This is a genomic window from Micromonospora globbae, from assembly GCF_003610785.1.
GTDB lineage: Bacteria > Actinomycetota > Actinomycetes > Mycobacteriales > Micromonosporaceae > Micromonospora > Micromonospora globbae.
Genome location: NZ_RAQQ01000008.1, coordinates 31,688 through 43,566, shown reverse-complemented (window position 1 = coordinate 43,566; position 11,879 = coordinate 31,688). Strand labels below are relative to the sequence as shown.

Genomic DNA, 11,879 nt, shown 5'->3' with positions numbered 1-11,879 from the left:
GGTCGGGTCAGCCGGCGTTCGGGCTGGCCGAGGGGGCGCCCGACGGGGTGCCCGAGCCGCTCGGCGTCGGGGCCGGCGCGCCGGTGGTCGGCTCGCCGACCGTGAGGCTCTGGATCACCACGTCGGTCTGGGGCTTGACCTTGGCTCCCGACCCATTGTCCACGGTCGGCAGGGTGCCGATCTTCTCCAGGACGTCCAGGCCGCCGGTCACGGTCCCGATGACCGGGTAGGTCGGCTGCGGCGGGTCGTAGTCCTTGAAGAAGAGCAGGAACTGGCTGCCGTTGGCGCCCGGCGGGTTGGCGATCATCGCGACCGTGCCCTTCGGGTACGCCGGCGGGCGCTTGCCGGTCGGGCTGGGGGACGGGCTCGGGTCCGGGGCGTCGGGCACGTTCTCGTCGTAGAACGAGTACGTCGGCCCGCCCAGGCCGGTGCCGCTCGGGTCGCCGCAGCGCAGCGCGCCCTCCGCCGTGATCTCGTGGCACTTGGTGTTGTCGTAGAACGACCGGCTCGCCAGGTGGGCGATGCTCGCCCCGGCGCACGGGGCGGCGGCCAGGTCGAGCGAGGCCGTGATCGGCCCACCCTGGTTGGTGGTCACGGTCATCGTCCGGGTGCCGTCGGTCGGCAGCCCCGTGGTGGGCGGGGTGCCCACGTCCTTGAGGTTGGTGTTGGCGGAGGCGTTCTGCGGGGTCCAGAGGCAGACGTCCTCGGCGGCCGTGTCCTCCGCGGGCTCCGAGTCGAAGGCGCCGAGCGCCCAGGCCGACCCGACCACGATCAGCGCGAGCACCACGGCGACGCCCACGCCGGCCTGGATCTGCCGCCGGCGCCTGACCCGGGCCGCCCGCCGGGCCATCTGCCGGTCGAGCTTCGCCCGCGCGAGTTTGCGCTGCCGGTCCCTGCTGGAAGCCACCCGTGCTCCCCTTCCTCTACCCTGGTCGTCACCGGCGTCGCGGGGCGCTTCGCGCCCGTGCGGGCCAGTGCGCCACGCCACACGCCCGCCAGAGTGTACGGCCACACGCTGTGAATGTGGTGTACGAGGTCCGGCCACCCCCGATCGGAGCGCGTCACTGGGCCCCGTGGGGACCGCGGGACGGATGGTCCGCAGAACGGGACGCGCGGCGCCGGTTAGGCTGCTGGGGGACGCACCGCAGCTCGACGGAAGGGGAGCGGACGTGCTCGTGGCCGGCTTTCCCGCCGACGCCTTCGGCTCCAACTGCTACGTGGTGGCGCCGGCGCCGGGGGAACAGTGCCTGATCGTCGACCCCGGCATCGGCGTGCTCGACCGGCTCGACGCCGTGCTCGCCGAGCACCGCCTGCACCCGGCCGCCGTCCTGCTCACCCACGGCCACCTCGACCACACCTTCTCGGTGGCGCCGGTCTGCGGGGCGCGGGGGATCACGGCGTACATCCACCCGGGCGACCGGGAGATGCTGGCCGACCCGGCCAAGGGGCTGTCCGCCGACCTCACGGCGCTGTTCGGCGGGCGGCTGCCGTACACCGAGCCGGAGGACGTGGCCGAGCTCGTCGACGGCGCGACCCTCACGCTGGCCGGGCTGGAGATCACCGTCGACCACGCGCCGGGCCATACCGGCGGGTCGGTGCTGTTCCGGATGCCCGGCGCGGGCTCGCCCTGGGAGGCCGACGAGATCTGCCTCTCCGGGGACGTGCTCTTCGCGGGCTCGATCGGACGCACCGACCTGCCGGGCGGCAGCATGCGGGACATGCTGGCCAGCCTGCGGGGCAAGATCCTCCCGCTGGCCGACGACACCGTCGTCCTGCCCGGCCACGGCCCCACGACCACGATCGGCCGTGAGCGCGCGACCAACCCGTACCTCATCGAGGTGGCGGAGTCCGGCGACGCGAGCCCGGCCGTACCGACCCGCGGTCTGTGACGACCGCGACCCACGACCTCGCCGCGCGGTCCGCGCGGCGCCCGAGGAGTACGTCATGAGCAAGCCCACGCCCATTTCCGGCTTTCCGGAGTGGACGCCGCCGCAGCGGATGATCGAGCAGTTCGTGCTCGACCGCATCCGCGCCACCTTCGAGCTGTACGGCTTCGCCCCGCTGGAGACCCGCGCCGTGGAGCCGCTGGACCAGCTGCTGCGCAAGGGGGAGACCTCCAAGGAGGTCTACGTGATCCGGCGGCTGCACGCCGACGAGCACGAGCCGGCCGGCGACGACGCGCTCGGCCTGCACTTCGACCTGACCGTGCCGTTCGCCCGGTACGTGCTGGAGAACGCCGGCCGGCTGCAGTTCCCGTTCCGCCGCTACCAGATCCAGAAGGTGTGGCGCGGGGAGCGGCCGCAGGAGGGCCGTTACCGCGAGTTCGTCCAGGCCGACATCGACATCGTGGACCGGGACACGCTCGCCGCGCACCACGAGGCGGAGATGCCGCTGGTGATCGGTGACGCGTTGCGCTCGCTGCCGATCCCCGAGGTCCGGATCCAGGTCAACAACCGAAAGATCTGCGAGGGCTTCTACCGGGGCATCGGGCTCAGCGACCCCGAGGCGGCCCTGCGCGCGGTCGACAAGCTCGACAAGATCGGCCCGACGAAGGTGGCCGAGCTGCTCGCCCAGACCGCCGGGGCGAGCGAGGCGCAGGCCAAGGCGTGCCTGGCGCTCGCCGAGATCTCCGCCCCGGACGCCTCGTTCGCCGACGCCGTGCGCGCCCTGGGCGTGAGCGACCCGCTGCTGGACGAGGGGATCGAGGAGTTGGTGCGGGTCGTGGAGACCGCCGCCGCGCACTCGCCCGGGCTCTGCGTGGCCGACCTGCGGATCGCGCGCGGTCTGGACTACTACACGGGGACGGTCTACGAGACCCAGCTGCGCGGCTACGAGCGGTACGGCTCGATCTGCTCCGGCGGCCGGTACGACAACCTGGCCAGCGCGGGCTCGGTCCGGTTCCCGGGGGTGGGCATCTCGATCGGGGTGACCCGGTTGCTCGGTCTGCTCTTCGGCACCGGCGGGCTGTCGATCTCGCGGGACGTGCCGACCTGCGTCGTCGTGGCGGTGACCAACGAGGAGCAGCGGGCGGTCAGCAACGGGGTGGCGGACGCGCTGCGCCGGCGTGGGATCCCCACGGAGGTGTCGCCGAGCGCCGCGAAGTTCGGCAAGCAGATCCGGTACGCCGAGCGGCGGGGCATCCCGTACGTCTGGTTCCCGGGTGCGGACGGCGCGGCCGACGAGGTCAAGGACATCCGCTCCGGCGACCAGGCCCCGGCAACCCCCGAGACGTGGACCCCGCCCGCGACGGACCTACACCCCGTCGTGAGCTGACCCCCCGTCCCTCCCCGCGATCTTGCACTTTGTGCCCCGACGAACGGGGCATATGCCGCGAGACAGGGGCCGAAAGTGCAAGATCGCGGGGGTGGGGGGCGGGGCGGGGCGGGGGCGGGGCGGGTCAGGACTCTGGGGGGATGGGGAAGAGGAGGCAGCTGCTTGTGGCGTGGGCGACCAGGCGGTCGCGCGCGTCGGTGAGGCGGGCCTCGGCCAGCGCCGTACGGCGGCCGCGCTGGAGCACCGTCCCCTCGCAGCGCAGGGTGCCGGAGTCGACGGTGACCGGGCGGAGGAACTTCACGTTCAGGTCGAGCGAGGTGTAGCCGACGCCCACCGGCAGCGTGGAGTGCACGGCGCAGCCCGCGGCGGTGTCCAGCAGCGTGGAGATGACGCCACCGTGGACGGTGCCGAGCGGGTTGTAGTGGAACTCCCGGGGCACCAGCTCGACGGTGACGCGACCCTCGTCCGCCGTCATCCGGGACATGTCGAGCAGGTGCATCACCGGCGGCGCGGCGAGCTCCCCGGCGATCATCGCGCGGATCAGCTCCAGGCCACTGCGCCGGCCGAGTTGTGCGGCGTTCTCGGTCGGGTCGGACCAGGAGAACGTGCGGCTGCGGGTCGGGTCCTGCGTCTGCGTCATGGACTCAGCCTGGCAGCGCGTTGCTGAGTCTGTCAACGAGACCTAGCCTGGTGGCCATGAGACCCACGGCACTGGACTGGTCGGTGGAGAACTGCACCATCGCCCGGGCCATGGAGATCCTCGGCGAGAAGTGGACCCTCGTGGTGCTCCGCGAGGTGTTCAACGGCATCCGTCGCTTCGACGACATGCGCGTACGCACCGGGATCCCGCGCCAGGTCCTCACCAACCGGCTCGCGTCGCTCGTGGCGCAGGGGGTGCTGCGCCGCGAGCCGTACCGGGAGCCGGGCAGCCGGGTGCGGCACGAGTACCGGCTGACCGAGAAGGGCCTCGACCTCTGGCCGGTGCTCGTGGCGGTGCTGGGCTGGGGGGACCGCTACCTCGCCGACCCGGACGGCTCGCCGGTGAGCGTCGGGCACCGGGACTGCGGCGCCGAGGTCCGCGTCGAGCTGCACTGCGACCGTGGGCACCGGGTGGCGTCACCGCGCGACGTGGTGCCCCGGCCGGGCCCGGGTGCCCGCCGCCGCGTCGACTGACCACGCCAAGGGGCGATCGTTGGCCCGGCGGGACCGGGCCGACACGCCCGCTCCGCGCCGGCGGGACGATCGTCGTCGGCCGGCGGGACCGGGCCGACACGCCCGCCCCGCGCCGGCGGGGCGGAGCTCAGACGCCCGCCCCGCCGGGCCGGGTCACCAGCCGAAGCCGGCGGCGTACGAGACGTTTGCCAGCACCTGCTGGCCGGTGGCGTTCGGGTGGAAGTAGTCCCAGCCGGAGAGCTGGTTCAGGGTGAACGGGTAGCCGAACACGGCGTTGTCGTCGAAGTCGCAGTTCGGCCCGTACGCGGCGCACGCCTGGGCGAGCTGGGTGTTGTAGTCGACGACCCGCTGGCGTACGCGGTTGCGGCGGTCCACGTCGGCCTGGGCGGTGGAGGTCGGGTTGGCCAGCAACGACTGGCAGATGCCGAAGAGCGACCATGCGGTGCGGGCGCTCGCGCTGTCCTTGCCGACCGACCAGAGCCGGTGGACGTCCGGGATGCTGAGTACCAGTACCTTGGCGTCGGGCAGCCCGGTCCGGAGCCGGTTCAGCGCGGCGTCGATGTTCGCGCGGAAGGTGCTCACCGGGGTCATGCTCGACTCCGAGCTGGTGCAGGCGTCGTTGGCGCCGATCAGCATGGTCACGTAGCCGACGCCCTGGCTGACGGCGGTGCCGGCCTGCCCGTACATGTCGGCGGACTTCGCGCCGGAGCGGGCGTCGTTGTGGTTGTTGCCGCCGATGGCGGGGTTGACGGCGCGGATGCGCAGGTAGTGGCTGTTGACGGCGGAGTTGTCGCCGGTGCTGAACGACCGTGAGGTGCAGTCGACGTACCAGCCGCAGGCGTTGAAGCCGCGCGTGATCGAGTCGCCGAGGCTGGCCATCGCGTTCGGCGGCGGGCCGGGGTCGGCGACGGCGGGGGCGGCGGGAAGCAGGGTGAGGGCGGTCAGTGCGGCGAGCGGGGCGAGCAGGTGCCGGATGGGGGACATGGTGGCCTCCGGGTCGCGGTTGCCGTGGGGGAGAGGTGCGGTGAGCAGATGGTATAGACGGCCATCTGTGTCCACAATGTTTCCGGCCGGTGACCGCCGTCGCCGGGGCGAAAAGGGCGAAGCGGAGTCTTGCTTAGGATCTTATGTATGTGAATACTTCAGTGAGTTCGGCCGACTCCCCCAGTTCGGCCGGGCGTACCCGGGCCCCGCCGCCCCTGGTGCGGGCCGTCGCCCCCTCCCTGGAGGTTGTTACATGCGACCCACGAGGTCCTCACTCCGCCGCGCCGCCACCGTCGCCGTGGCCGGAACCCTGATCGCCGGTTCGCTCATCGGCGCTCCGGCGCAGGCCGCCCCCGCCGCCTCCCCCGACGCCGCCGCCACCCTCTCCGAGCGGCTCGGCGACCGCTCCGCCGGCGCGTACGCCGACGCCAGCGGCAAGATGGTCGTGACCGTGACCGACGAGGCCGCCGCCCGTCAGGTCCGTGCCGCCGGCGCGACCCCCAAGATCGTCCAGCGCGGCGCGGCCGAGCTGGCCCGGGTCACCGCCGACCTGGAGCGCAGCGTCACCATCCCGGGCACCGCCTGGTGGACCGACCCGGTCACCAACCAGGTCGTCGTCTCCGTCGACAGCACCGTGACCGGCGCCAAGCTGGAGCGGGTCAAGGCGGCCGCGGCCCGGGCCAACGGCGCCGTGCGGATCGAGTCCGAGGCCGGCGTGCTGAGCACCCGCATCTCCGGTGGCCAGGCGATCTACGCCGGTGGTGGCGGCCGCTGCTCGCTCGGCTTCAACGTCCGCAGCGGCAGCACCTACTACTTCCTGACCGCCGGGCACTGCACCAACATCTCCTCGAGCTGGTACTCGAACTCCAGCCAGACGAACCTGCTCGGCACCCGCGCCGGGTCCAGCTTCCCGGGCAACGACTACGGCATCGTCCGGCACAGCAACTCCGCCAACGCGGCCGGCAACGTCTACCTCTACAACGGCAGCTACCGCGACATCACGGGCGCCGGCAACGCGTACGTCGGCCAGTCCGTGCAGCGCTCCGGCAGCACCACGGGCCTGCGCAGCGGTTCGGTGACCGCGCTCAACGCCACGGTCAACTACGCCGAGGGCACCGTCACCGGCCTCATCCGCACCACGGTCTGCGCCGAGCCCGGCGACAGCGGCGGCTCCCTGTTCAGCGGCAGCACCGCCCTGGGCCTGACCTCCGGCGGCAGCGGCAACTGCCGCACCGGCGGCACCACCTACTTCCAGCCGGTGACCGAGGCGCTGAGCGCCTACGGCGTGAGCATCTTCTGATCCGTACCCACGAGCGGGCCGCCGGAGCGCCTCCGGCGGCCCGCTCGCGTGCGCCTTCCTCACCCCCCGGCCGTCCCCGCCGGGCGGCTGACAGAATGCGGGGGAGCAGACGTGTACCGCAGATGAGGAGACGCGAGTCGTGATCCGTACCCATGACGCCGGCAGCCTGCGCGCGACGGACGCCGGCACCACGGTGACTCTCGCCGGCTGGGTCGCCCGCCGGCGTGACCACGGCGGCGTCATCTTCGTCGACCTGCGCGACGGCTCCGGCGTGGTCCAGGTCGTGTTCCGCGAGGAGGACGCCCACGCGCTGCGCAACGAGTTCTGCGTGAAGGTCACCGGCGAGGTGACCCGCCGCCCCGAGGGCAACGAGAACCCGGACCTGCCCACCGGCGAGGTCGAGGTCACGGCCACCGAGCTGGAGGTGCTGTCCGAGGCCGCGCCGCTGCCGCTGCCGGTGGACGACCAGGTGGAGGCCGGCGACGACGTACGCCTGCGCTACCGCTACCTGGACCTGCGCCGCGGCGGGCCGGCGAAGGCCATGCGGCTGCGTTCGCGGGCCAACCAGCTGGCCCGGAAGGTGCTGCACGAGCGGGACTTCCTGGAGATCGAGACGCCGACCCTGACCCGCTCGACGCCCGAGGGCGCCCGCGACTTCCTGGTGCCGGTGCGCCTGCAGCCCGGCAGCTGGTACGCCCTGCCGCAGTCGCCGCAGCTGTTCAAGCAGCTGCTCATGGTCGGCGGCATGGAGCGCTACTACCAGCTCGCCCGCTGCTACCGGGACGAGGACTTCCGCGCCGACCGGCAGCCGGAGTTCACCCAGCTCGACATCGAGATGTCCTTCGTCACCGAGGACGACGTGATCGACCTCGGCGAGGCGATCGTGTCGGAGCTCTGGTCGGACCTGGCCGGGTACGAGATCCCCCGGCCGATCCCGCGGATCACCTGGCACGACGCGATGGCCCGGTACGGCTCCGACAAGCCGGACCTGCGCTACGGCGTCGAGCTGACCGAGCTGACCGACTACCTGCGCGGCACCGAGTTCCGGGTCTTCGCCGGCGCCATCGACGCGGGCGGGTACGTGGGCGCGGTCGTCATGCCCGGCGGCGCCAGCCAGACCCGTAAGGAGCTGGACGGCTGGCAGGACTGGGCGAAGGCGCGCGGCGCGCGCGGGCTCGCGTACGTGGTGCTCGACGCCGAGACCGGCCAGCCGCGCGGTCCCGTGGCGAAGAACCTCTCCGAGGCGCACCTGGCCGGCCTCGCCGACGCGGTCGGCGCCAACCCGGGCGACGCCATCTTCTTCGCGGCGAGCACGAACACCCGCGAGGCCCAGGAGCTGCTCGGCGCGGCCCGTGTGGAGATCGCCAAGCGGGCCGGGCTGGTCGACGAGAACGCGTGGGCGTTCTGCTGGGTGGTCGACGCGCCGATGTTCGAGCGCGACGACGAGGGCGGCTGGACGGCGGTGCACCACCCGTTCACCTCCCCGAACGCCGAGTGGGTGGACCGGTTCGAGGAGGCGCCGGACCGGGCCCTCGCCTACGCGTACGACATCGTCTGCAACGGCAACGAGATCGGCGGCGGTTCGATCCGTATCCACCGGGGTGACGTGCAGCGGCGGGTCTTCGACCTGCTCGGCATCACGCCGGAGGAGGCGCAGGACAAGTTCGGGTTCCTGCTGGAGGCGTTCAAGTACGGCCCGCCGCCGCACGGCGGCATCGCCTTCGGGTGGGACCGGGTCTGCATGCTCCTCGCCGGGGCGGACTCGATCCGCGAGGTGATCGCCTTCCCGAAGACGCGGGGCGGCTTCGACCCGCTGACCGGCGCGCCGACGCCGATCACCGCGCAGCAGCGCGCGGAGGCGGGCATCGACGCGAAGCCGAAGCCGCAGGCGGCGCCGCACACGGGCACGGCCGGTCCGGTCGCCCCGGTCGCCGACCCGACCTGACCGCTCCCGTCGCGTCGTGGTGCCGTGTCGCTGCGTCGATCACGAGGTTGGCGAGGCGCCGCCCGGGCGGGCCGCCCGCTAACCTCGTGATCGACGGCGTCGGGCGCGGGGCTCGCGGCGGTCGTGACCGGAGGGCGGCGTGACGATTCTCGTGGTGGGGGCCAGCGGGTTCCTCGGCGGCGAGGTGTGCCGGCAGGCCGTCGCGGCCGGGGAGCGGGTCGTCGGGACGTACCACTCGGGCGCCGTCGGGGTGCCCGGCGTCGAGGCGTACCGGCTCGACGTCACCGACCGCGCCGCCGTGCGCGAGCTGGTCACGCGGGTGCGGCCCACCGCGGTCGTCGGCACCCCCTACCGGTACGGGGACTGGGCGGTGACCGCCGACGGGGCCGCCCACGTCGCGTACGCCGCCGCCGAGGTGGGGGCGCGGCTGGTGCACATCTCCAGCGACGCGCTGCACGCCGGACGCCCCGAGCCGTACGCCGACGACGAGCCGCCGACGCCGGTCTACCCGTACGGTGCCGCGAAGGCGGCCGCCGAGACGGCCGTGCGGGCCGTCGACCCCGGCGCCGTGCTGGTGCGCACCTCGCTGATCCTCGGAGAGGGCAGCAAGCAGATCCAGCTCTGCCGGGACGCCCTCGCCGGGCGGGCCGCCCTGTTCACCGACGAGATCCGCTGCCCGATCGACGTGACCGACCTCGCCGCCGCCGTACGCGAACTCATCGCCAGCGACTACGCCGGCCCGCTCAACGTGGCCGGTCCCGACCCGGTCAGCCGCGCCGACATCGGCCTGCTGGTGGCCCGCCGGGAGGGGCTCGACCCGGGCGCCGTGAAGACGACCACCAGCGCCGCGTCGGGCCTGCTGCGCCCCACCGACGTACGCCTCGACGTGACCCGCGCCGCCGGCCTGCTGCGGACGCGGTTGCGCGGCGTCCGCGAACTCCTCGCCGCCTGACCGCCGGCCCTGGCGCAGACCGGACGACCGCGCGCGCTCCGGGGTGCGCGGGCCTCCCACTGCCGCCGAGGCCGCCAGATCCAGGATCCCGCGCCATCCACGCCGGCCACGGATGCACAAACTTTATGCACAACTCTTGTGCACAGTTTATGTGCACAGATATTGTGCATGCATGCATGACGCTCCCGACACCCGCGAACCCGCCCCGCGCGAGGTCCATCTCGACGCCCGGCAGGTGCGCGCCCTCGCCCATCCGCTGCGCATGCGGCTGCTCGGCACGTTGCGGGTCGACGGGCCCGCCACGGCGACCATGCTCGCCGAGAAGCTCGACACCAACACCGGGGCGACCAGCTACCACCTGCGGCAGCTCGCCGAGGTGGGGCTGGTCGCCGAGGATCCCGACCTCGGCACCGGCCGCCAGCGGTGGTGGCGGGCGGCGCACGACATCAGCAACTTCGAGCCCACCGACTTCGACGACGACCCGGACGCCCGGGCGGCGGTGGAGTGGATCCAGACCGAGCAGGTGCGGCTGATGGTCGAGGGCGCCGAGCGGTGGATGACCGTCGCCACCGGCCACTCGGCCGAGTGGCGTGAAGCCGCCGGCATGAGCGACATGGTGCTCACCCTCGGGCCGGCGAGGCTGCGGGCGCTCAACGACGAGCTGTGGCAGGTGCTCATGCGGTACCGCCACGAGCCGGTGTCCGACGAGCCGGACGTCCAGAGCGTCCACGTCTTCGTGGCCGCGTTCCCGCGGGTGGAGGAGAAGCGATGAGCACCCTGTCCGTACGCCAGGTCCGGCGCCGGTTCCTCGTGCTGCACGGGCTGCGCTGGCTGCCCACCGGTCTCATGGTCCCCGTCATGATCCTGCTGATGCAGGAGCGCGGCCTCTCGCTGTCGCAGATCGGCCTGGTGTCCGTGGCCCAGGGCCTCGTCGTCCTGGCCCTCGAACTGCCGACGGGCGGGTTCGCCGACGCCCTCGGCCGGCGGCCGGTCCTGGTGGTGGCCTGGATCGTCAACCTGGCCTCGCTGCTGCTGTTCAGCGTGGCCGACTCGTTCGCGCTCTTCTTCGTGGTCTGGGCCCTGCAGGGCGTCTTCCGGGCGCTCGACAGCGGTCCCCTGGAGTCCTGGTACGTCGACGCGACCCTCGCCGCCGACCCGGACGCGAAGTACGAGGCGGGCCTCGGGTACGCGGGCACCGTCATCGGCGTGGCCATCGGCGCCGGCGCGCTGATCGGCGGCGGGCTGGTGGCGCTCGGTCCGATCGGGCCGGTCAGCGCGCTCACCGTGCCGGTCCTGGTGGCCGTGGCGCTCCAGGCGGTGGCGCTCGTGGCACTGCTCCTGCTGCTGTCCGAGGTCCGTCCCGCCCGGGGCCGCGGCGCGCTGCGGACGTCCGTCGTCGAGGCGCCCCGGATGGTCGGGCAGGCCGTCGGGCTGCTGCGCCGGTCCCGGGTGCTGCTCGCGCTGGTGGCCGTCGAGCTGTTCTGGGGCTTCGGCATGGTGACCTTCGAGTCCCTGCTGCCGATCCGCCTGTCCGAGGTGGTCGGCGGCGCGGAGCGGGCGGCGTCGCTGCTCGGGCCCGCGAGTTCGGCGGCGTGGCTGGCCCAGGCGGCGGGCGCCGCGCTCACCCCGCTGCTGCTGCGCCGGCTCGGCGCCGCGCCGAGCGCCGCGCTGATGCGCGTCCTCCAGGGAGTCACCGTGGTCGGCATGGGACTGTTCGCGGGCCCGGTCGGCGTGCTGGTCGCCTACCTCGCCTGCTACACCGTGCACGGGGCGTCCAACCCGCTGCACATGGGGCTCCTGCACCGGCAGGTCGACGGCCCCTACCGCACCAGCGTCATCTCGCTCAACTCGATGATGGGCCAGCCCGGGTTCGCCATCGGCGCCGTGGGCCTCACCGCACTGGCCGAGGCGGTCAGCGTCACCGCCGCCATGCTGGTCGGCGCGGTGGTGCTCGCCCTCGCCGCGCCGCTCTACCTGCCCGCGTGGCGGGCGGACCGGCGTGCCGCAGTGGCGCCGGACGGACCCGCCGCGGCCACATCGGAGCCCACCGTCGCGGAGCCGGCGGGGCCGACGGGGGCGGCCCTGCCGACCGGGCCGGAGGCGGGAAGGCCGACCGAGGCGGCGCAGCCGACCGGGCCGGAGGTGGGGCTGCCGACCGGGGCGGCGCAGCCGAGCGGGCCGGCCGGCTGAGGCAGCCGGACCGAGGCGCGGCGGGGCCCCTGCTCCGGGCGGAGCAGGGGCCCCGCGTGCGC

The 11,879-nt window shown here is 73.6% G+C and carries 11 protein-coding genes; 8 read left to right on the top strand and 3 right to left on the bottom strand.

What is annotated here, in order from left to right:
* Positions 1-7 precede the first annotated feature (7 nt).
* Entirely contained in the window at positions 8-907 is a 900-nt protein-coding gene (locus D7I43_RS12800) for a peptidylprolyl isomerase (protein WP_120328698.1), read from the bottom strand.
* A 262-nt stretch (positions 908-1,169) separates the two neighbouring features.
* Here D7I43_RS12800 and D7I43_RS12795 point away from each other — a divergent pair, with 262 nt between their 5' ends.
* Together D7I43_RS12795 and hisS are read left to right on the top strand one after the other, a co-directional pair.
* Entirely contained in the window at positions 1,170-1,889 is a 720-nt protein-coding gene (locus D7I43_RS12795; protein WP_120328697.1) for an MBL fold metallo-hydrolase, read from the top strand.
* 55 nt (positions 1,890-1,944) lie between these two features.
* Positions 1,945-3,273: a histidine--tRNA ligase gene (gene hisS / locus D7I43_RS12790; protein WP_120328696.1), complete on the top strand. Its 1,329-nt coding sequence runs from the start codon at positions 1,945-1,947 to the stop codon at positions 3,271-3,273.
* 124 nt (positions 3,274-3,397) lie between these two features.
* Here hisS and D7I43_RS12785 read toward each other — a convergent pair whose 3' ends face one another.
* Positions 3,398-3,913: a PaaI family thioesterase gene (locus D7I43_RS12785; RefSeq protein ID WP_120328695.1), complete on the bottom strand. Its 516-nt coding sequence runs from the start codon at positions 3,911-3,913 to the stop codon at positions 3,398-3,400.
* 56 nt (positions 3,914-3,969) lie between these two features.
* Between D7I43_RS12785 and D7I43_RS12780 the strand changes: the two genes are divergently transcribed.
* Complete coding sequence (locus D7I43_RS12780; protein WP_120328694.1) at positions 3,970-4,446, top strand: winged helix-turn-helix transcriptional regulator; 477 nt, start codon at positions 3,970-3,972, stop codon at positions 4,444-4,446.
* A 153-nt stretch (positions 4,447-4,599) separates the two neighbouring features.
* Here the strand turns inward: D7I43_RS12780 and D7I43_RS12775 are convergent, their stop codons facing one another.
* Entirely contained in the window at positions 4,600-5,430 is an 831-nt protein-coding gene (locus D7I43_RS12775) for a GDSL-type esterase/lipase family protein (protein WP_120328693.1), read from the bottom strand.
* A 253-nt stretch (positions 5,431-5,683) separates the two neighbouring features.
* Between D7I43_RS12775 and D7I43_RS12770 the strand changes: the two genes are divergently transcribed.
* From D7I43_RS12770 to D7I43_RS12750, 5 genes are all read left to right on the top strand, one after another.
* Positions 5,684-6,730, top strand: coding sequence for a S1 family peptidase (locus D7I43_RS12770; protein WP_120328692.1), 1,047 nt, complete (start codon positions 5,684-5,686; stop codon positions 6,728-6,730).
* A gap of 139 nt (positions 6,731-6,869) precedes the next feature.
* Positions 6,870-8,675: an aspartate--tRNA ligase gene (gene aspS / locus D7I43_RS12765; protein WP_120328691.1), complete on the top strand. Its 1,806-nt coding sequence runs from the start codon at positions 6,870-6,872 to the stop codon at positions 8,673-8,675.
* 139 nt (positions 8,676-8,814) lie between these two features.
* Positions 8,815-9,627, top strand: coding sequence for an SDR family oxidoreductase (locus tag D7I43_RS12760; RefSeq protein ID WP_120328690.1), 813 nt, complete (start codon positions 8,815-8,817; stop codon positions 9,625-9,627).
* Positions 9,628-9,799: 172 nt separating this feature from the next.
* Positions 9,800-10,399 (top strand): ArsR/SmtB family transcription factor, encoded by a 600-nt coding sequence (locus D7I43_RS12755; protein WP_120328689.1) that lies wholly within the window; start codon positions 9,800-9,802, stop codon positions 10,397-10,399.
* On the top strand, positions 10,396-11,817 hold the full coding sequence (locus tag D7I43_RS12750; protein WP_120328688.1) for an MFS transporter: 1,422 nt from the start codon (positions 10,396-10,398) through the stop codon (positions 11,815-11,817). The genes D7I43_RS12755 and D7I43_RS12750 overlap by 4 nt, the downstream gene beginning before the upstream one ends.
* The last annotated feature ends 62 nt before the right edge of the window (positions 11,818-11,879 follow it).

Bases quoted from the DNA above. Each gene is read 5' to 3' on its own strand.
- hisS (WP_120328696.1), top strand. From the start codon at position 1,945: ATGAGCAAGCCCACGCCCATTTCCGGCTTTCCGGAGTGGACGCCGCCG.
- D7I43_RS12785 (WP_120328695.1), bottom strand. From the start codon at position 3,913: ATGACGCAGACGCAGGACCCGACCCGCAGCCGCACGTTCTCCTGGTCC.
- D7I43_RS12780 (WP_120328694.1), top strand. From the start codon at position 3,970: ATGAGACCCACGGCACTGGACTGGTCGGTGGAGAACTGCACCATCGCC.
- D7I43_RS12775 (WP_120328693.1), bottom strand. From the start codon at position 5,430: ATGTCCCCCATCCGGCACCTGCTCGCCCCGCTCGCCGCACTGACCGCC.
- D7I43_RS12770 (WP_120328692.1), top strand. From the start codon at position 5,684: ATGCGACCCACGAGGTCCTCACTCCGCCGCGCCGCCACCGTCGCCGTG.
- D7I43_RS12755 (WP_120328689.1), top strand. From the start codon at position 9,800: ATGCATGACGCTCCCGACACCCGCGAACCCGCCCCGCGCGAGGTCCAT.
- D7I43_RS12750 (WP_120328688.1), top strand. From the start codon at position 10,396: ATGAGCACCCTGTCCGTACGCCAGGTCCGGCGCCGGTTCCTCGTGCTG.